20 protein-coding genes are annotated in these 19,484 nt (G+C 67.2%); 10 read left to right on the top strand and 10 right to left on the bottom strand.

Features of this window, described 5'->3' with window-relative positions:
- The first annotated feature begins 11 nt into the window (after nucleotides 1–11).
- The 4 genes from NN2_RS01825 (at nucleotide 12) to NN2_RS01810 (ending at nucleotide 2,997) form a co-directional block, all read left to right on the top strand.
- Nucleotides 12–851 carry a mycofactocin-coupled SDR family oxidoreductase gene (locus tag NN2_RS01825; protein WP_063009903.1) on the top strand — a complete coding sequence of 280 codons (840 nt, stop codon included), beginning with the start codon at nucleotides 12–14 and terminating at the stop codon, nucleotides 849–851.
- A gap of 64 nt (nucleotides 852–915) precedes the next feature.
- Nucleotides 916–1,779 carry a 3-carboxyethylcatechol 2,3-dioxygenase gene (locus tag NN2_RS01820; protein WP_174554940.1) on the top strand — a complete coding sequence of 288 codons (864 nt, stop codon included), beginning with the start codon at nucleotides 916–918 and terminating at the stop codon, nucleotides 1,777–1,779.
- A 30-nt stretch (nucleotides 1,780–1,809) separates the two neighbouring features.
- A complete protein-coding gene (locus NN2_RS01815) occupies nucleotides 1,810–2,397 on the top strand; it encodes a nuclear transport factor 2 family protein (protein ID WP_063009701.1) in 588 nt (195 codons plus the stop codon).
- 96 nt (nucleotides 2,398–2,493) lie between these two features.
- Nucleotides 2,494–2,997, top strand: a complete 504-nt coding sequence (locus tag NN2_RS01810; protein WP_063009699.1) for a nuclear transport factor 2 family protein — start codon at nucleotides 2,494–2,496, stop codon at nucleotides 2,995–2,997.
- A gap of 99 nt (nucleotides 2,998–3,096) precedes the next feature.
- Here the strand turns inward: NN2_RS01810 and NN2_RS01805 are convergent, their stop codons facing one another.
- The 4 genes from NN2_RS01805 to NN2_RS01790 are packed head-to-tail and all read right to left on the bottom strand — an operon-like array spanning nucleotide 3,097 to nucleotide 6,876.
- Complete coding sequence (locus tag NN2_RS01805) at nucleotides 3,097–3,951, bottom strand: crotonase/enoyl-CoA hydratase family protein (protein WP_104365522.1); 855 nt, start codon at nucleotides 3,949–3,951, stop codon at nucleotides 3,097–3,099.
- A complete protein-coding gene (locus NN2_RS01800; RefSeq protein WP_281207541.1) occupies nucleotides 3,948–5,045 on the bottom strand; it encodes a CaiB/BaiF CoA transferase family protein in 1,098 nt (365 codons plus the stop codon). The genes NN2_RS01805 and NN2_RS01800 overlap by 4 nt, the downstream gene beginning before the upstream one ends.
- Nucleotides 5,038–5,343, bottom strand: a complete 306-nt coding sequence (locus NN2_RS01795; RefSeq protein ID WP_063009697.1) for a hypothetical protein — start codon at nucleotides 5,341–5,343, stop codon at nucleotides 5,038–5,040. The genes NN2_RS01800 and NN2_RS01795 overlap by 8 nt, the downstream gene beginning before the upstream one ends.
- A gap of 24 nt (nucleotides 5,344–5,367) precedes the next feature.
- Nucleotides 5,368–6,876: a class I adenylate-forming enzyme family protein gene (locus tag NN2_RS01790; RefSeq protein ID WP_063009695.1), complete on the bottom strand. Its 1,509-nt coding sequence runs from the start codon at nucleotides 6,874–6,876 to the stop codon at nucleotides 5,368–5,370.
- A 340-nt stretch (nucleotides 6,877–7,216) separates the two neighbouring features.
- Here NN2_RS01790 and NN2_RS01785 point away from each other — a divergent pair, with 340 nt between their 5' ends.
- Nucleotides 7,217–8,401: a CaiB/BaiF CoA transferase family protein gene (locus NN2_RS01785; protein ID WP_063009895.1), complete on the top strand. Its 1,185-nt coding sequence runs from the start codon at nucleotides 7,217–7,219 to the stop codon at nucleotides 8,399–8,401.
- A gap of 19 nt (nucleotides 8,402–8,420) precedes the next feature.
- On the opposite strand, the gene NN2_RS01780 is transcribed toward NN2_RS01785, so the two are convergent.
- Genes NN2_RS01780 through NN2_RS01765 form a run of 4 tightly spaced genes read right to left on the bottom strand, consistent with a single transcriptional unit; the run spans nucleotide 8,421 to nucleotide 11,776 of the window.
- Nucleotides 8,421–9,755, bottom strand: a complete 1,335-nt coding sequence (locus NN2_RS01780) for a TetR/AcrR family transcriptional regulator (protein WP_063009693.1) — start codon at nucleotides 9,753–9,755, stop codon at nucleotides 8,421–8,423.
- Between the two features lie 34 nt (nucleotides 9,756–9,789).
- Nucleotides 9,790–10,236, bottom strand: a complete 447-nt coding sequence (locus NN2_RS01775; protein ID WP_063009691.1) for a MaoC/PaaZ C-terminal domain-containing protein — start codon at nucleotides 10,234–10,236, stop codon at nucleotides 9,790–9,792.
- Nucleotides 10,233–10,679, bottom strand: coding sequence for an FAS1-like dehydratase domain-containing protein (locus NN2_RS01770; RefSeq protein ID WP_063009689.1), 447 nt, complete (start codon nucleotides 10,677–10,679; stop codon nucleotides 10,233–10,235). The genes NN2_RS01775 and NN2_RS01770 overlap by 4 nt, the downstream gene beginning before the upstream one ends.
- On the bottom strand, nucleotides 10,676–11,776 hold the full coding sequence (locus NN2_RS01765; protein ID WP_063009687.1) for a phosphotransferase family protein: 1,101 nt from the start codon (nucleotides 11,774–11,776) through the stop codon (nucleotides 10,676–10,678). Before NN2_RS01765 ends, NN2_RS01770 begins: the two co-directional genes overlap by 4 nt.
- An 84-nt stretch (nucleotides 11,777–11,860) precedes the next feature.
- On the opposite strand from NN2_RS01765, the gene NN2_RS01760 reads away from it, so the two are divergent.
- The 3 genes from NN2_RS01760 to NN2_RS01750 all read left to right on the top strand — a co-directional run bounded on the left by NN2_RS01760 (nucleotide 11,861) and on the right by NN2_RS01750 (nucleotide 15,636).
- Nucleotides 11,861–12,907: a TIGR03857 family LLM class F420-dependent oxidoreductase gene (locus tag NN2_RS01760; RefSeq protein WP_063009893.1), complete on the top strand. Its 1,047-nt coding sequence runs from the start codon at nucleotides 11,861–11,863 to the stop codon at nucleotides 12,905–12,907.
- A gap of 102 nt (nucleotides 12,908–13,009) precedes the next feature.
- The gene (locus NN2_RS01755) at nucleotides 13,010–14,446 is read left to right on the top strand and encodes an aldehyde dehydrogenase (RefSeq protein WP_063009685.1); all 1,437 of its coding nucleotides are present in this window, start codon (nucleotides 13,010–13,012) and stop codon (nucleotides 14,444–14,446) included.
- A gap of 53 nt (nucleotides 14,447–14,499) precedes the next feature.
- A complete protein-coding gene (locus NN2_RS01750; protein WP_063009891.1) occupies nucleotides 14,500–15,636 on the top strand; it encodes an NDMA-dependent alcohol dehydrogenase in 1,137 nt (378 codons plus the stop codon).
- 40 nt (nucleotides 15,637–15,676) lie between these two features.
- Here the strand turns inward: NN2_RS01750 and NN2_RS01745 are convergent, their stop codons facing one another.
- Nucleotides 15,677–16,582, bottom strand: coding sequence for an IS5 family transposase (locus NN2_RS01745; RefSeq protein ID WP_063009683.1), 906 nt, complete (start codon nucleotides 16,580–16,582; stop codon nucleotides 15,677–15,679).
- 207 nt (nucleotides 16,583–16,789) lie between these two features.
- Entirely contained in the window at nucleotides 16,790–17,581 is a 792-nt protein-coding gene (locus NN2_RS01740) for an SDR family NAD(P)-dependent oxidoreductase (RefSeq protein WP_063009681.1), read from the bottom strand.
- A 249-nt stretch (nucleotides 17,582–17,830) separates the two neighbouring features.
- Between NN2_RS01740 and NN2_RS01735 the strand changes: the two genes are divergently transcribed.
- Nucleotides 17,831–19,045, top strand: coding sequence for an amidohydrolase family protein (locus tag NN2_RS01735; protein WP_245658503.1), 1,215 nt, complete (start codon nucleotides 17,831–17,833; stop codon nucleotides 19,043–19,045).
- 13 nt (nucleotides 19,046–19,058) lie between these two features.
- Nucleotides 19,059–19,283, top strand: a complete 225-nt coding sequence (locus NN2_RS01730; RefSeq protein WP_063009677.1) for a hypothetical protein — start codon at nucleotides 19,059–19,061, stop codon at nucleotides 19,281–19,283.
- Nucleotides 19,284–19,484 lie beyond the last annotated feature (201 nt).

The raw sequence follows: 19,484 nt of genomic DNA, 5'->3' as shown, positions 1-19,484 counted from the left end.
TGGGCAAGGCAGTGGGCAAGCTGGAAGACAGGGTCGTCTTCGTCACCGGAGCCGCGCGCGGTCAGGGCCGGTCGCATGCGATTCGGTGCGCGGAGGAGGGCGCCGACATCGTCGGCATCGATATCTGCGCCGACATCGACCTCGTACCATACAAACTCGGCACCTCCGAAGACCTCGACGAGACCGTGCGACTGGTCGAGCAGACGGGGCGGTCCATGCTCGCCCGCAAGGCCGACATCCGCGATCTCACGTCGTTGCAGTCCGCATTCGACGCAGGCGTCGAACGGTTCGGTCATATCGACACCGTCTTGGCCAATGCCGGTGTGCTGCTGAGCAATACCGGCGAGAGAGATGCCGCCGAGGTGTTTCGCGCCGGTATCGATCTGCTGCTGATCGGGCCCTGGAATACGGTTCGTGTCGCCTTGCCCCATCTGATCGAGCGGGGCGAGCAGGGGCACCGGGACGGCAATATCGTGGTGACGAGTTCGATGGCGGCCATGTTGGGACTCGGCAACGGAACGGGCGGTGACGACGCCTACGGTATGGCGAAACTCGCGCTGACCGGAATGGTGCGCCAGTATGCGAATTACCTTGCCCAGTACCACATTCGGGTGAACGGTGTCGCGCCGACCAATTGCGCGACACCGATGGTGACGCAGAACCCGGAACTGTTCAACGTGCTCGGCGCCTATCCGAACCTGGCCAATGCCATGCAGACCCTGTTACCGGACCTGCCGATGATCGAGCCGCGCGATGTCAGTGAGGCCATTGTTTTTCTCATCACGGAGTCGGGGCGCTCGTTCACCGGAAGCACCCTCAACGTCGATGCGGGAATGGCGACTCGACGCTAGAACCACGCCGCACGTGGGCGGTCACCGCCGTACGCACGTGCGACGAACAGAGTAAGGAGTGCATATGTCGGGGCCGGATCGGCTGATCGTCTGCGCGAGCCACAGTCCGGGAATGATGCGCGATGTGGAACATGTCTACGGCAAAGAGTTCCGGGATGGTCTGGCGCGGGTACGCGCCCTTGTCGAGGAATTCGCACCGGATGTGGTGGTGCTCTTCGGCGGTGACCATCGTCGCGCCTTCCGCAAGGTGGTGCCGTCGTTCGCGGTCGCGCTCAGTGCCTCGATCATGGCCGAGGCGGGTCAGCCCGCAGGAGCATTGCGGGTGCCGCCCGAGCCGGCGCGGGGGCTCGCGGACCATCTGCTCGACGCCGGATTCGATATCACGGTATGCCGCGATATCGAATTGGATCACGCGTTCGCACAGCCGCTGCGCGATCTCACCGAGGGCCTGGCCGCCTATCCGGTGATTCCGGTGCCGATCAACTGCGCCACGGCACCGCTGCCGACGCCGAGGCGCGTACTCGAATTCGGCGCCGCCGTCGGGAATTTCCTCGACGGTCTCGACGAGCGGGTGCTGGTGATCGGCACCGGCGGGCTCTCGCACTCCCCGCCGAGCCTGGAGGTCGATACCCACGATATGAGCGATGAGGAACGGGCGCGCATCATCGCCGCGGGCTACGCCGCCGCCGAGAAGAAGATCCGGCCCGAGTGGGACCGCGCCTTCCTCGACGCGCTGACCACCTGGGACGCCACCCGGCTGGCCGAGCTCGCCGCTGTCGCCACCGAACAGGCCGGCGTCGGGGCCAATGAGGTCCGGACCTGGATGGCCGCGGGCGCGGCCGGTGCCGGGAAGCCGTTCGAATGCGTCTGCTACGAACCGGTGGAGAAATGGATCACCGGGATGGGGCTCGCTATCTCGCGCGGATGAATGGCATCCGCTGGAACAAGGAGGGTCACGATGGCTGAATTCGACCGGAGCGAGGTCGAGGCCGCATTCCGCAACTATGTGATGACCGGATTGGTCTACGAGGACTGGCAGGCGTGGGCGAATCTGTTCACCGACGACGCCGTCTACACCGATCACTACTACGGCCGGTTCACCGGCCCCGGTGAAATCGTGCGGTTCCTGGAGGGGACGATGGGCGCCGCCCCGCAGGTGTACAGCCCGCTGAAGTGGTATCTGATCGACGGCGGCCGGGTGGTGTACGAGATCGCCAATCGCGCCGACAATCCGGAACCGGGTGCGGCGCCGATCGACTTCCCGTCGCTGCAGATCATCGAATACGCCGGCGGCGGCCGGTGGCGTTCGGAGGAAGATATCTGGGCTACTGGCGAGATGGCCGATTTCTCCGCGCGATATCAGCGCGCACTCGACGCGTATCCGCAAACCCCGCAGCAGCGTTTGAGCCGCCGCGACTGGGGACCATGGGTGTCGTGGGCGCGTCCCGAACCCGGTCACGTCGCCGAACCGTCGTGGGTGACCCGCGAGGGTTTCGTTCCCTTCTCCGGTATCGCCGATATCGATTTCGGCGTGCGGAGCCATTGAATTGCAGCGCCATCTGGATGGCGGCCGCGTCGGACCGCAGTGCCGGCGAATTGGGGCCGTCGAGATGTGGCCGAGACCTGGTGGAGGAATTGACCGATGACACAACTGGGCAGTGAGATCGACACCGCTTTCCGGCATTTCTACTCGACCGGCCCGATACACGGGGATTGGGCGAGCTGGGCCGACTCGTTCACCGCGGATGCGAAATACCACGATCCGCACCGGGGCGCCGCCGTGGGCCCCGAGGCGATCCGGGAATTGGTCGAGTCGAGTCTGGCCGGCTCGATTCCGGTCTATTCACCGCTGGTCTGGTACGCCGCCGACGGGGACCGCGTCGCCTTCCGCAGCGTGCATCGCGCGGACCGCCCCGATGGGGGCAGTATCGCCGCGGAATTCACCTCGACGACGATCCTCACCTACGCCGGGGACGGCCACTGGTCGGGCATGGACTGCTGGTGGCTGCTGCCGGAGCGAAAGAAGTTCGTCCGCGAATACCTGCGGGCCCGTGAGGAGCCCGGGCCGGTGCGGGAACCGGCCGCACCGCGCGATTGGGGCCCGTGGGTCGACTGGGCCCGGCCCGTCCCCGCCACCCGTCGCTGAGATTTCGCGGCAGACGGAAAACGCTGGGTGCCTGGACGAAATGTCCGGGCACCCAGCGTTTTTCGTGTCGTCGAGGTCTGGGGCGACAGTCAGCGGGGGTCAGCGTCCCTTCCACACCGGCTTGCGCTTCTCGGCGAAGGCACGCGGGCCCTCCTGCGCGTCCTCGGAGTAGGCGACTGCGGTCAACTCCGCAGTGGTGGCGGCCCAGCCGCGATCCTCGCCGGGGCGCTCGCCGGCGCTGCTCTGCCCGAGGGCGATGCGCTTGGTGGCCTGAACCGCCAGCGGTGCGTTGTCCGCGATCCGGTGGGCCAGATCCAGCGCCTGCTCGAGCACCTGCCCCGCAGGGACCACGCGGTTGACCAGATGCAGTTCCAGGGCCCGCTCGGCACTGATCGCATCGCCGGTGAGCAGCAGCTCCAACGCCACTACCTGCGGCAGCCGGGTGGGTAGCCGGAACGCGCCACCGGCACCGGCGATCAGCCCGCGGGTCACCTCGGGCAGGCCGAAGCTCGCGGTGTCGGCGGCGATCGCCAGATCGCTGGCGAGCACCAATTCGGTCCCGCCACCGAGGGCGGGACCGTTGACCGCGGCGATGGTCGGCTTGCTGATCGGATGCGAGACGTAACCGGCCAGTCCCCAGTGCTCGCGCCCCTCCGGAATCACCGCCTCCCCGCGCGAGATGGCCTTCAGATCGGCGCCGGCGCAGAACGCCTTGTCGCCGGCGCCGGTGAGCACGACCGCGCGGATCTCCGGATCGCGGTCGGCCGCTTCCAGCGCGTCGCCGATCCGGACGCACATCTCGGCGTTGAGGGCATTGCGGGCCTGCGGGCGATTGAGCGTGATGAGCAGGACATGGCCGTGGCGTTCGACGAGAACGGTCGGCGCCGCGACCTCGGTCTGGCTATTGGTCACCTGGGTCCCTATCTTTTCCGGTCCGCCGTGCGGCGGATTCATTTCCATACTGATGCGATGTCCACCGGCCACCGCGGCGGTGGTGCGGGGACGGCCGGGGGAGTGCGGGAGAACACCGGCGCGGGTGCCGGTTGCACCGCGCCGTCGATGTCGACGAATACGCCGCGGGCGCGCATATGCTCGTCGTCCTGGGCTTCGGTCATCGTCAGCACGGGTGTCACACACGCGTCGGTGCCGTCGAACATGTTCGCCCAATCGTCGCGGGAGCGGGTCGCGAACTTCTCGGCGAAGACCTTGCGCATCTTCACCCAGCCTTCCGGATCTCGTTGCGGGCCCAGGGTTTCCGGCTCCAGATCGAGGATTCGCAGCAGTTCGGCATAGAACTTCGGCTCCAGCGCCGCCACCGCGACATAGCGTCCGTCGCTGCATTCGTAGGTGTCGTAGAACGGCGCGGAACCGTCGAAGATATTGGTGCCGCGCTCATCGGACCAGCGTCCGGAGGCGCGCATCGACCACAGCAGATGACCCAGCGCCGGGGCCCCGTTGACCATCGCGGCGTCGACGACCTGGCCCCGGCCGGAACGCTGCCGCTCGACCAGTGCCGCCAGCACGCCGACGACCAGCGACATCGAGCCGCCACCGAAATCGCCGAACAGGTTCAGCGGCGGAACCGGCCGCTGATCCGCACGACCCACGGCGTGCAGTAGTCCGGTGATCGAGATGTAGTTGAGATCATGGCCGGCCTGCTGGGCGCGTGGACCGGTTTGTCCCCAGCCGGTGACGCGGCCGTAGATCAACCGCGGGTTGCGCTCGAGCGCAACCGGCGGCCCGATGCCGAGGCGCTCGGTGACCCCGGGCCGGAAACCCTCGAGCAGCACGTCGGCTCGTTCGATGAGGGACAGGATCTGCTCACGGTCGGCCGGGTGCTTGAGGTCGGCTTCGACCAGGGTGCGCCCGCGCTGCTGAGCGGGCCGGTGGCCGGTCGCGCCGGGAAATCGGCGGTCGATCAGCACCACGTCGGCACCCAGATCGGCCAGTGTCATCGCGGCGTGCGGTGCGGGACCGATGGCGGCGAGCTCGACCACTCGCACACCGGCCAAGGGGCCCGCACCGCCTGCCTGTACCAGGTCAGTCACTGGCGGGCAGGGGTTTCGCGGTCTTGACCGACAGCGCGGTGTCGCCCAGGGACAGCGAGCCCTCGCCCGGCTTGGTCACCAGCACCTCGATGGTGCCCTCGGCATCCACGTAGCGCTTGCCGATGAGGGTGCCGCCGGAGAACTCCGCGGCCGGGCTCGCCCCCGATTCCCGAGGCCGGTCCAGATCGACCATCGGCGCCCCGCCGCAACGCAATTCCGCGGCGTTGTCACCGGCGCGCACCACGATCACCTCCGTGTTGCAGACCTGACTCCGTAACCGGGTTCCGGGCTTTACCATTGCTACTCCTTTCCGGGGTGCGGATCAGCGGACCGAATCGGCGGCCGCGTCCGCGAGATAATCGGCGGCGATGTCCTTGCGCAGGATCTTTCCGGTCGGGGTGGCCGGCAGCTCGCTGCGGAAGACGAGGTGGTCGGGCGTGCGTGAAGAACGCAGCCGCGAGCGCACGAATTCGAACAGCTGCTCGGGGTCGGGCAGCTCATCGCCTTCGGGGACCACGGCGGCGAGAATCGCCTGGCCCCAGTGCTCATCGGGAATTCCGACCACCGCGACCGAGCGCACGGCCGGGTGGTCGATGAGGACGTCCTCGATTTCGGCCGGGGCGATGTTCTCGCCGCCGCGAATGATCGTGTCGTCGTTGCGGCCGACGATGTACAAGAAGCCTTCGCCGTCCTGATAGGCCAGGTCGCGGGTGGGGAACCAGCCTTCCGCGTCGAGCACCGAGCCCGAGCCCATGTACTCGCCCGAGACCTGTGGCCCGCGAACCCAGAGTTCACCCTGTTCGCCGGGAGCCACCGGACTGCCGTCGGCGTCGCGAATGAGAATCTCGATATCGGGCACCGGACGCCCGATCGAGCCGAGCCGGGCGCGCACGGCGGGATCGTCGCTGTCCATCGCGGCCCGGTGGTCTTCGGGGCCCAGCAGTGCGATGGTCGAGCTGGTTTCGGTGAGACCGTAGGCGTTGACGAATCCGGTACCGGGGAATGCTCGTAGCGCCGCCTCCAGCGTGGGGCGCGGCATGCGCGCGCCGCCGTAGGACAGCGATCGCAGCGCCGGGGCGTCGGCGACCGCCCCGTCCACCGCGGACACGATCCGGTCGAGCATGGTGGGCACCACCATGGCCGAGGTGACGGCCTCCTCGCGGACCAGGCGCAACCACTCCCGCGCGTCGAAATCGGGTAGGTACACGATGCGGCGGCCCGCGTAGAAGTTCGTCAGGATCGTTCCGATCCCCGCGATGTGGTACGGCGGCACACTCACCAACGTGGCGTCCGCCGGATCCGCCGAACCGAATTCGACGGTGCCCATGACGTAGCTGAGCAGATTGCTGTGACGCAGCAGGACCGCCTTGGGCTCCGAGGTGGTTCCGCTGGTGAACAGGATGACCGCCGGACTCTCGGGATCGACGTCGGCGATCGGCAGCGCACCGGTCGCCGCGCGCGCGAAGAATGCGTCCGTGGTCTCGACGGTGGCACCGGCGTGGGCGACCGACTCGGCGTAGCGCGGAGCGGCGACGACGAGTGCGTTGCCGACCCGCTCGATGAGCCGGACCAGCCGGCCGGCCTCGAGCCGGTAGTTCACCGGGACGAACGGGATTCCGGCGTGGGCGGCGCCCCACAGCAGTGCGGGCAGTTCGACACCCGAGCCGCCCAGATAGACGATGTGCTCGGCGCCGGATCGGCGCAATGCGGAGCCGACGCCCTGGACCAGATCGCTGAATTGCTGGTAGGTCAGCGACCGGTCACCCGCGGTGAGGGCGACGCGGTCCGGATTGGCGGCAACCGCCATGTCGAGGAGGAGGGAGATCGTCATCGTGTGTTCCGATCGGCATAGTTCGGTGCGGCCTCTTCCGCGCGGGCCGACCGGGCGAGCCGGTGCCGGGACCGGCGCGTTCCGGCACGACCAGATGATGTGTTAGGGGGTCTGTGTCACACCACAGTAAGCGATGATCTGACAGCTTGTCTATATTGGTCGACTACTGCTGCTCTCAGTCGAAATCCCCTGATACTGCGCACAGTAGGCTGTCGTCCGGTCATTCTTGCCAGCCCTATAAAACATCTATAGTGTCGATCTGACAATGTATGTCATTTCGAGTGCCATCGCGGAGGCTTCGGCCACCAAGCGCTCGCACCGTATGAGCAGGGAGAATTCGATGGGCGAATTGCCGCTGGAAGGCGTGGTCGTCGTCAGCCTGGAACAAGCGGTCGCGGCCCCGTACGCCACGCGGCAGCTGGCCGACCTCGGGGCCAGGGTGATCAAGATCGAACGACCGGGTGCAGGGGATTTCGCCAGGGGATACGACACCACGGTGCTCGGCCAGTCCAGCTACTTCGCCTGGCTCAACCGGTCCAAGGAATCGTTGACGCTCGATCTGAAATCCGAGAACGGCCGGGAGGTGCTGCACCGGTTGCTCGCTGGTGCCGACGTCTTCGTGCAGAATCTCGGGCCGGGTGCGGTGGCCCGGATGGGCCTGGGCGTGGATCGGCTGGCGCAGCGGTATCCCACTGTCATTCCGTGCGGAATCTCCGGATATGGCGGTGACGGACCCTGGCAGTCGCGCAAGGCCTACGACCTGCTGGTCCAGGCGGAGGCGGGCCTGCTGTCGGTGACCGGTTCGGACGCCGACATCGCGAAGGCCGGTATCTCGGTGGCGGATATCGCCGCCGGAAGTTTCGCGTTCTCCGGCATCCTGACCGCCCTGTACACCCGGGCCACGACCGGACGGGTGCGGGCGGTGTCGGTATCGCTGTTCGAAGCATTGGTCGAATGGATGGGCTCGCCGCTCTACTACGCCCGCTACGGTGGCACGGCCCCGGTGCGGACCGGGGCCCGGCACGCGACCATCGCGCCCTACGGCCCGTTCACCGCCGGTGACGGCGGGACGGTCCTGCTGGCGGTGCAGAACGATCGGGAATGGCAGCGACTGTGCGCCGAGGTGCTCGAGCGGCCGGAGCTGATCACCGATCCGCGATTCGCGACAAATCCCGGCCGGGTGGCCCATCGCGACGAACTCGAGTCGATCATCGCCGCCGTGACGAACAGCCTCACCACCCAGGCGCTGATAGCGCGCCTGGAATCGGCGGCCATCGCGACCGCCCGGATCAACGATATGACTCAGGTATGGGAGCATCCGGTTCTGGCCGCGCGCGATCGCTGGCGCCAGGTGGATACTCCCGGCGGTGATATCCGAGCGCTGCTGCCGCCCGCGGCGCTCGACGGCGTGGAACCCCGGATGGATCCCGTCCCGGCCGTCGGCGCCCATACCGAGGCGGTCCTGCGCGAACTGGGTTTCTCCGCGGCCGAGATTCAGCGGTTCCGCTCCGCCGGCACCATTTGAGCGCCGGGCTGCGTCGAGGTCAGTTTCGGGCGCGCGAGAAGAATCCGCGCTCTATCACCGCGGACATCAGATCCACGATCTGCTCGGGGTCGAGAGGAGTCTCGATCTCTTGTGACGCGCGGGCCAGCCGCTCCATGATGGCGCGGAAGATCAGCACCGAGGCGATGGGATCGAACGGAATGTCGGGCCGATCGACGGTGCTGAGAAAATCCAGGATCGCGGAATCGGTCATAGCTTCGCCATAGGCGGCCAGATCGGCGACCAGCGACCGTTCGGTCCCGCGTTCGGTCCAGACATCGATGACCCCGCCGAACTCCGCCTCGAACTCCACGAATCTCGACAGCCAGCCGCGGAACGCGGCAGGGTCGGCAGCGGGCGGGCGCAGATGACGCAGTTCGTCGCCCAGGGTGATCGCCGTGGCACCCGCCTCGGCGCTGACCGTGAGCAACAGGTCCTGCTTTTCGTTGAAGTATTTGTAGAAAGTGCCGCGGGCGTAGCCGGCCGCGGCGACGATATCGTCTACATTGGCGCGGTGGTACCCACGAGCTGCGAACTGCGCCGCACCCGCGGCTACGAGCCGCTCGACGGTACGCCGGGCGCGCGTGCTGAGATCACGCGTGCGTTCCTCGATCGTTATTCCCCGCGCCGACGGTATCGGCGGGATAGTGATGACCTGCGCCGAGTCGACGCGCAGCGGCAAGGTATCGAAGACGTTCGCGGGTGTATCCGGGAAGAACACCAGCTGCAGGAAGACCGACAGGGCATCGACCACCGATTCGATGCTGCGGCCGTGGGCGCGGTCGGTGTGCAGGTAGAGATTCACCCGGTGTACGACCGCCATCATCGCCATCGCGGCGAATTCCGGGTCGAGCCCGTCGAGTTCCGCGTCGGCCAAGCGATTCGCCAGCTGATGCTGGTATTTGCCGACGAAACGGTCGATCTCCGGCTGCACCACGCTTTCGGTGGCGGCCACATTGGCCCACTGCACGAACATCGTCGAATAGCGTTCGAAGACCCAGCTCCACTCGCCGAGCCACCAGTTCAGATTGTCGAAACCCGTGGGGGTGGGCCCGAGCGGGCCGATGCGGCGGGTCACACGCAACAGTGCGCTGCCACACTCGTCCATCAGCTCCAGGAAGATCTCGTCCTTGCCCGGGAAATACTGGTACAGAGTGGCTCGCGAGACCCCGGCCGCCTTGGCGATCGCATCCACGGAGGTGTTGAAAAAGCCGAGTTCACCGAACAGCACAAGCGAGACGTCGACGATCTTTCGCCGCGTGGTGGTACCCCGGGTGCCGATCTCGGGGCTCGACGGGCCGTAGCTCGCCCGGCGAAGGATTCGGTTCTCTGACATCAACGGCTACTTTAGTCGATCTCGCGCGTGCGCTTCATGTGCTGGCCACCACTGTGTCGTGGCCGTGGTCGAGCAGGAACTCCGCGGTTCCGGTGAGGGCGGTGCCGCCCGTCTGACGTTGACATGCAAGTTCGACGGTTACTCTGCGGCCGCCGTCGACCGGCTCGATCGCGGTCACCGTGCCGGTGCAGGTGAGGACGTCGCCGGGCCAGACCTGCTCGCGGAAGCGCACGCCGAATCGCCGCAGGTTGTGCGCACCCAGCCAATCGGTGGCGAACGTCGCCAGCAGCGCCGCCTGATGCATGCCCTGGGAGAAGACCGAGGGGTAGCCGGCCGCGATCGCCATGGTGTCGTCGTAGTGCATGGGATTCAGGTCGCCGGAGGCACCGGAATAGCGTACGAACATCTGCCGGGTCAGCGGGCCGAATGTGCGCGGTGGGGCCGTGGTGCCGATCTCGAATGCGGCGGCCGGGGTGGTCATGCGGATTTCTCCTTCTTCTCCCTGGGTGCGGTTTCGATGAATGTGGCGCGTGCCTCGGCCACCAATTCCCCGTCGCCGTTGCGGAATTCGGTGGCCACCACGGCGAATCGCATGACGCCGCCGCGTTTTCCCGGTTTCTCGAATCGATCGACCACCTTTTCGCGCGCGGTCAGGTGATCTCCGGCCCGTGGCAGCGGCCCGTGGAAGATGTACTCCTGCTCTCCGTGCAGCAGGCGGGTGCGGTCGAATCCGACGTCGACGCGCGCGCCGGGGGGCGCCCACTGACCGGCGGTGATCAGGAAGGTGGGGGGGACGATCGCGTCCGGGCCCGCGTAGGCGGAGTTCTCCGATTGCATCGCGCGAGCGAATTCGCGGATCTTTCCGCGCTCCACGATCACTTCCCACGGCGCGCCTATGGTGCCGACCGGGGCAGGTTCGTTCATCGGGTGATACTCCTTCGTTCGATGCGTTCGCCGAGGTAACGCCGCACCAGATCGAGCGCGGCGGCGGGATAGGAACGGGCGATCTTCGGGTCGAGACCGTCTCGGACCAGCAGGGCCGAGAGCCGGTTGGTGATCAGCGTCAGCACGACGGCGGCCAGCAGCGTGTAGTAGCCCATATCGCCGGTTAGGCGGCCACCGAGTTGTTCGTAGCGGAGCACGATATCCGGATCGTCGGGCACGCCTTCGGGGCGTCGCAGGCCGATACTTTCGCACAGAAACCGCTCGAACATCAGCCACCAGCCCAGATCGATATCGGGCGGTCCGGTGGTGGCGCCCTCCCAGTCGAACAGGGCGGCGACCGACAGATCCGCCGCGAAGGCCATATTCCCCACCCGAGCATCACCCCAGACGATGCCCTCGGCGTCGGTGTCGGGAACGTTGGTGGTCAACTCGGCGACCGCCGCGGCCAGCATCTCGGGGTCGACCACCAGCTCGTCGCGGGCGCTGAGGTACCAGCGGTGCACCTGATCGACGTAGCGAGCCAGGGCAGTGCCGGGCCCGGGTGTGGCCAGCGTGTCGATCGTGGCACGGTCGGTAATTCCGTGGAGTGCGACCAGAGCGCGTAACCCGTTGTCGTACAGCTGTTTTCGTTTGTCCGGGGTGAGGTCGGCGGTCCATCCCGCCTTGTGCCAGCTCGGCACGTCCGACGGGACGCGCCCGTCGACGCGGTCCATGACGTAGAAAGGTGTGCCGAGTACGCGGGGATCGGGCTCCTGGGCGGCGACGACAGGCATCGGCGCATACCGGGTCAGCGCACGCATCACCTCGGCCTGCCGGATGGCATCGGGGGCCATGAACAGCTGATGATCGGGTGCCTGCATGCGCAGTACCAGCGCACGGCGTACGCGCCGGCCGCCCGCTTCGGTCCATGCGGCGGTGAAGAAGACGGTCTTGCCGGAGTATCCGGCGCCCGGGGCGGAGAACTCCGACAGTTCCAAGCCGGTGTGACCCGGCGGTGCCAGACGGGTACGCGCCCACGCCGTCAACGCGCCGCGGGACCGGTCGTCGAGGTGTCCTCGCTCGGCGGTGTAACTCACTGGAACTCGCTCTCTGTCGCACGGCCCGGCCGCCGACTTCGACCGCGTCGGCCCAAAACTGACCATTACTGTCAGAATATGGGTATGAGTGAACAAAAATCCAGTGCTGCCGAGCGGGCAGGCAGGCTTGGCGCCTATGTCGTTCCCGGCCGCGTCACCGATCCCCGGCCCGCGCTGACCCAGGCGGCCGAGGCCGAACGCCTCGGGCTGGGCACGGTCTGGCTCAGCGAACGCTGGGGCGCCAAGGACTTCGGGGTGCTGTTCGGTGCGATCAGCCAGGTCACCAGCGATATCGACATCGCCGCCGGCGTGACGCATCTGAATTCGCGGCATCCGGCGTTGCTGGCGTCGATGGCGATGACCGCGCAGGCGCTGTCGAACGGTCGCCTGGTGCTGGGTGTCGGGCGCTCGGTGGCCGCGATGTGGCAGTCGGTGGGACTGCCGGTGCCGACCAATCGCTCACTCACCGACTCCGCCGACATCTTCCGGCGGTTGTGTCGCGGCGAAAAGGTCCGCTACCAGGGGCCCGCCGGCAATTTCCCGGCGCTGCGCCTGACCGATGTGCCCGACCAGCCGGTGCCCCCGCTGTTGCTCGCCGCCATCGGTCCGCGCGGGCTCGAGCTGGCCGGCCGCCATTTCGACGGAGTCATCCTGCATCCGTTCCTGACCCCCGAGGCGGTGGCGCGGTCCGCGCAACTGGTGCGCGCCGCCGCGGCGGCCGCGGGCCGCCCGGCCGATGCCGTGCGAATCTGCGCCACCGTCGTCACCGCCTCGGGACTGGCCCCGGCCGAGGAAGCTGCCATAGTCGCCGGCCGGGCGGTGAGCTACTACCAGATTCCGGGATTCGGTGAGCAGCTCGCTCAGGTCAATGCTTGGGACCCGGACCAGCTCGCGGTGCTGCGCGCACATCCGCAATTGGCCGGCATACGCGGGTCCGCCGACTCGGTCCGGACCGCCGCGCAGCTGGCGGAGGCCGCCGCGGCGCTGCCGTCCCGCTGGCTGAACGAGGCATCGGCGGTCGGCACCGCGGCGCAGTGTCACGCCGTGTTCGACCGCTACCTCGACGCGGGCGCCGACGAACTGATCCTGCACGGCAGTACACCGGATCGTCTGGCATCGGTCGTCGGCTGAACCGGCCCTTGCGGATAAAGTGACATTACTGCCAGAATTCAGTCATCGCGGCCGGATGGATCCCGGCCGGCTCTGGCGCAGTATCGGATGGAAGAGGTAGCAGTGCGCGACTTTGCAGGGTGTTATATCGCCGGGCAGTGGCGGGCCTCCGACGGGCCGCGGATCGAGGTGCTCTCGCCCGCGTCCGGTGCACTGCTGGGCACCGTGACCGAGGCGACCGGCGCCGATGTCGGGGCGGCGGTTGCCGCAGCCCGCGCCGCGCTCGATGAGCCGGAGTGGGCGGCCGGCACCCCTGCCGACCGGGCCGAATTGCTGCGCGGCCTGGCCGCCGCACTGAAACGGCGTTCGGGCGAATTCGCCGACCTGCTCTGCGCCGAGGTCGGGTCGCCGCGCAGCTTCTCCTCGTTCGGCCAGGTCGGATTCGCCGTCGGGGTGTATCGCTCCCACGCCCGGATGGTGGCGGATTTCGGCTTCGAAGAGATCCGTCCCGCCGGAGCTGGGGGCGAGGTTCTCGTACGCCGCGTGCCCGTGGGCGTCACCGCGGCGATCGTGCCGTGGAACGTCCCCTTGTTCATCGCCGCGATGAAACTGGCGCCGGCGCTCGCGGCCGGATGCACCGTGGTGCTCAAGCCGGCCCCCGACGCACCGCTGGGTGTGTCGCTGTTCAGTGAGGTCGTCGAGGAGGCGGGGATACCGCCGGGCGTGATCAATATCGTGTCCGGCGGCGTGGCGACCGGTGAGGCGCTGGTGGCGCATCCGGGCGTGGACAAGGTGAGTTTCACCGGCTCCACCGCCGCGGGAAAGCGGATCGGCGCGGTCTGCGCCGCCGCGGTGCGGCGCTGCGCACTCGAGCTCGGCGGCAAATCACCGGCCATAGTGCTGGACGACGCCGTATTCGACGCCGAGACGATCGGCAGTCTCGTCACCGGCGTGATGGGCAACAACGGCCAGGTGTGCATGGCTCAGACCCGGATCCTGGTCCCAGCCACGCGCTACGCGGAGTTCGTCGACATCTTCGGTAAGGCCGTGGCTGCGCTGCGGGTCGGTGATCCGGCCGATCTCTCGACCGATGTCGGCCCGCTGATCAACCGCGCCGCGCTGGAACGGGTCGAATCGATGGTGTCCGCCGCGGTCGGCCAGGGCGCGCGAGTAGTCACCGGCGGCGCGCGCCCCGACGGATTCGACACCGGCTGGTACTACCAGCCGACCGTGCTGGCGGATGTGGACAACGACATGGCCATCGCCCGTGACGAGATCTTCGGACCCGTGGCGGTGGTCATTCCGTACGCCGACGACAGCGACGCCGTGCGCATCGCCAACGATTCCGACTACGGCCTCGCCGCCGCGGTGTGGTCCGGCGATCGATCGCGCGCGGCCGGGGTCGCGGCCCGGCTGCGAGTCGGATCGGTCTCGGTGAACTCCGCGGCGCCGCTCGATTTCGGCAGCCCGTTCGGCGGTTTCAAGCAATCGGGAATCGGCCGCGAGGGCGGTCCGGAAGGGATCGCTGGGTTCTTGGAAACCCAGTCGATCATTCGCTGATCAAAAATGTTGTCGCCGTTGTCGTTTCGGTCACGGCGGAAGAAGGGAACATGATGGAGACCACTGCCGCCGTGCTCTGGGAGCGCAACACGCCCTGGTCGGTCGAGACGATCGAACTCGATCCGCCGAAGGCCGAGGAGGTGCTGGTCGAGTTGCACGCCTCGGGAATGTGCCACTCCGACGAGCACATCGTCACCGGCGACATGCCGTTTCACCTGCCGTGTATCGGTGGCCACGAGGGCGCGGGCGTGGTGAAGCAGGTCGGTTCGAGTGTGTCCTGGCTGCGAGAGGGTGACCATGTGGTCTTCGGATTCATCCCCTCGTGCGGGCGGTGCCCGTCCTGCGCGACCGGCCATCAGAGCCTGTGCGATCTGGGCGCGAAGATCTACAGCGGTCGCCAGATCTTCGACGACACCGCGCGCCACCATGCCCGCGGCCGGGATCTCGCGCTGGCATGCGGGGTCGGCTCGTTCGCGCATCACACCGTCGTGCACGAGGCCAGCTGCATCAAGATCGAGCCGCATCATCCGCTGGACCGGGCCTGCCTGTTGGGCTGCGGTTTCGTCACCGGGTGGGGATCGGCGGTCTATGCCGCCGATATCCGGCCCGGCCACAATGTGGTGGTCGCCGGTGTCGGCGGCATCGGCGCCGCGGCGGTGCAGGGTGCGCGACTGTCAGGGGCGCGCACCATTGTCGCCATCGATCCGTCGGAATACAAGCGCGAGGCGGCACTGCGGATGGGCGCCACTCATGTGGCGGCGTCCTGGGAGGAGGCGCCCGAGGTTGTGCGGGAAGCGACCTGGCACCGCGGCGCCGACCGGTTCATCTGCACGATGGGGGTGGGTGAGGGTCGCCTGATCGCGCAGGCGCTGGCGATGGTCGCCAAGCGCGGCGAATTGATCGTGACCAATATTCATCCCATGGCCGAGAACGAGGTTTCGGTCAACATGATGGATCTGACGCTGACCGAGAAGCGAATCATCGGCAGTCTCTACGGTTCGGCCAATCCGCGCGCGGACATCCCGAAGATCCTCGAACTCTGGAGCAACGGCCAGGTCGACCTGGACGCCGTGGTGAGCCGCGCCTATCCGCTGGAGAAGATCAACGACGGTTACGAGGACATGCGCGCAGGCCGCAACCTGCGCGGCGTACTGCGCTATCCGGCCGCCGACGCCGTGGCGCCGGGCTAGGTTCTGTCTCGAAGTGGTGGGGTGGGTTGGTGGCCCGTCCTCATGAGTGTCTGAGCCATTGGTTGATGACGGCGATGTGGATGGTGGCCTGGTAGCGGACGGCGAGCTTGTCGTACCGGGTCGCGACTGCCCGATGTTGTTTGAGCTGGTTGATGCCCCGCTCGACCGCGTTGCGGTCGCGGTAGAGCACCGGGTCGAACGCTGGTGGCCGTCCACCGGCACGGCCTTTGCGCCGTCGGTGCGCGGCCTGGTCGGCTGGGACGGGGATGGTCGCTGCAATTCCGTGACGGCGCAACCACTCCCGGTTGCCGCGACCGGAATACGCTTTGTCGGCCAGCACCCGTTGCGGGCGGATCCGGGCTCGCCCGCGGCCGAGTTTCGGTACCTCGATGCCATCGAGGACCGCGGTGAATTGCGGACTGTCACCGGCTTGCCCTGCGGTGACCAGTACCGACAGCACCCGGCAGTTCTTGTCGCACGCCAGATGCAGCTTGCTGGTCCACCCGCCACGCGAACGCCCCAACCCATGATCGGCTGGCTCAGATCGGCCCGGCTCTGCCGGCGGTTCGGCCTGCTCGGCGCTGTTGCGACGGGCACCGGCAGCATGGGGATGAGCCCGGGTAACCGTGGAATCCACGCTGATCTGCCAGTCGATCATCCCGGCCGCGTCGGCCAGGACCTGCAACGAGGTAACGATCGTCGCCCACGCCCCGGCCCGCTGCCAGCGGCGGAACAACCCATAGACCGCTTGCCAGGACCCGTATTCTGCTGGCACATCCCGCCACGGCGACCCGACCCGCGTCCGCCACCGTATTCCGTCGATGAGCTGCCGTTTCGTCCACTTCGACGGTCGGCCCGCCTTCTTACCGCAGGGCAGCAGCGGCTCCAACCTCACCCACTGGGCATCGGTCAGGTCCGCTCGCCCCGCCACCGCTACGCTGGTCACGAGGTCTCCGGTTTGGTCTCCGGTTTTGCTTGGTCGCTAAACCGATCTACCGGAGGCCTCACCTATATGCCAACGGGGGCAACCTCTTTCACTGCCCCTGCCGATGGGGGCACCGCGCGGTGATACCACCCACCCCACCACTTCGAGACAGAACCTAGGCGACGCGGTGGGGGAGCGCTCGCACGCGTCCCCCACCGTTCGCCCCGGTCAGAAGTTCGTGCCGCCGTCGATGTTGATCAGCGCGCCGGTGAGGAATCCGGCCCGCGGCGAGAGCAGGAAGGCGATGAGCTCGCCCACCTCGTGCGGCCGGCCCGGCCGGCCCAGTGCTGCGGTGAAACCCCACTCCTCGACCATGACGCGTTCGAGTGCCTCCTCGCGGGGGTAGCCGCGCTCTGCGGCGAGGTAGTCGCGTATTGCGCTCAGCGCGTCGGTTTCGACCGCACCCGGGCATATGCAGTTCGCCCGAATACCCTGTTTCCCATACTCTTTCGCGATCCCCTTGGTGAATACCGCTACGGCGCTCTTGAGTCCGGCGAAAGGCAGGCGCGCGATCTCGGGTGACCTGATCGAATAGGCGGCCGTGGTGACGATGGTGCCCTTGGTCGCGATCAGATGCGGCAGTGCCGCCTCGATCGTGCGAGTGGTGCCCAGTACGACATCACGGAAGGCCGCGGTCCATTGCTCGTCGGTTGCCGAGATCGGATCGTGGCCGGTGGTGCCGGTGGTGATCGCGACACCGTCGAGCCGGCCCAGAAATTCCACCGCGTGTTCGACCGCTTGCGCGGCCTGGCCCGGCTGCGCGGCGTCGAACGGCAGACTGGTCACCCCGGCGGCCCCGGCCTCGGCCAGTTCGGCGGCCGCTTTCCCGCCGCGTTCGCGATCGCGCCCGACGATCGCGATCCTCGCGCCGTCCTCGGCGAGTGATCGCGCGGCGGCCAGCCCGATGCCCGCCGTTCCCCCGAGCACCAGATAGCCCTTGTCGCGCACTGACAGATCCATGTGTCAATGTCCTTCCCGAAATGTCGCGGATAGTGACGATGATGTCAGAATAGTCATTCCGATGTCCTGTTAGTGGCCGATGTGTCATGGCGGGAAGCCTGAAGTATGCGGCTGAACGCCGTAATCGAACTGGAAGTTGACTGCTGTGACTGCAGTCACTAGATTACACAGTGTCAGATAGCGGACACGAACGGTGGCCTGCATATGCGGTCCAGGTCGGTCAGCCAGTTATTTTTCCGAGGAGGCGTTGTGCCGCTTCAAGATTCCATGCAGATGATTTCCGTCGATGACCATCTGATCGAGCCGCCATCGGTGTGGGTCGATCGGTTGCCGAAGAAGTTCGTCGAGGATGGTCCCCGAATCGTCGAGATGGATATGTCGCAGAACACCGGCGACGAGGAACTGTCCAAGGTGCTGCTCGATGCGGCGCGGGGCGGAGGGCGGGGGGCCGAGCGGCTCGCCGAGGTCTGGGTCTACGAGGGTCGGGTGTATCCGAACATCGGCCTGAACGCCGTGGCGGGGAAGAAGCCGCAGGAATATGGCATGGACCCCACCCGCTACTCCGATATGCTGCCCGGCTGCTACGACCCGGTGGCCCGAATCGCCGATATGGACGTCGACGGCGTCCAGGCGGCGCTGTGCTTCCCGTCGTTCCCTCGCTTCTCCGGCACCGTGTTCCTCGAGGGCAAGGACAAGGAACTGGCGCTGTTGTCGGTGCGAGCGTGGAACGACTTCCATCTCGACGAGTGGGCGGCGGCCGCACCGGATCGATTCATTCCGCTGATCATCCTGCCGCTGTGGGATCCGGCCGCCGCGGCCGCCGAGATCTACCGCTGCGCCGCCAAGGGCGCAAAGGCCATAACCTTCCCGGAATGCACTGTCCCGCTGGGGCTTCCGTCGTTCTACACCGACCACTGGGATCCGGTCTTCGCCGCCGCGCAGGAGACCGGCCTTCCGCTGTGCATGCACTTCGGCTCGTCGGGCCGCCCGCCGATCACCTCCCCGGAGGCCCCGATGGCGGTGATGATCTCGCTGTTCGGCACCAACTCGATGTATGCGACCGCGGATCTGCTGTTCTCCCCGGTGTTCTACAAGTTCCCCAACCTGAAGGTCGCCCTCTCCGAAGGTGGCGTCGGCTGGGTGCCGTATCTGCTCGAGCGCATCGACCAGGTCTGGGAGAAGCATCGCTGGTACCAGAACGTGAACAAGGAGGTGCGCCCCTCGGATCTGTTCCGCGAGCACATCTGGGGCTGCTTCATCGACGACAGCGAGGGCATCGTGCGCCGCGAGGCGATCGGCGTGGACAACATCCTGTGGGAGTGCGACTACCCGCACTCGGATTCGAACTGGCCGAACAGCCGCGAGTTCACCGGCAAGCTGCTGCAGAACGTTCCCGACGACGAGGCGCACAAGATCGTCGAGTTGAACGCCCGCAAACTGTTCAACTTCCCCCGCGCCAACTGAAGGGCGAAACATCGTGGCCGAGAAGGACATTGATGCCGCCGATTGGGTCGAGCAGGACTTGCTCACCAAGCAGGAGGCGGGCGAACGCCTGGCCGAGGAGATCGTCCGGGTGCGGGCACGTCTGGGCGAACTCCGGGCCGGAGCCGGGGATGCCGCGGCGATGACGATGGTCGCCCGGCGGCTGGCGGCGATGGAGGCGATCCGGGATTCGCTCCAGACCGCATCAAGTGGGCATTGAAGCTGAATTATTCAGCTATACAATCGACTGTGTGACGGATCGCGGCGGTTCTCGGCGCATGTATGGACCCCTGGAGGAGACGGGGGCTGTGGCCCGTCGGTGGCCCGCCGCGATCTGGTCGAGACTGCTCGGGCGGCCCTCGCTCTCTTCCCGAAGAAGACCCACTTAGTGACACTGATGTCCAGCTAATGGCATGCTCGC

It is taken from the genome of Nocardia nova NBRC 15556 (assembly GCF_001613005.1).
Classification (GTDB): domain Bacteria; phylum Actinomycetota; class Actinomycetes; order Mycobacteriales; family Mycobacteriaceae; genus Nocardia; species Nocardia nova.
This window is presented reverse-complemented; position numbering and strand designations above follow the sequence as displayed.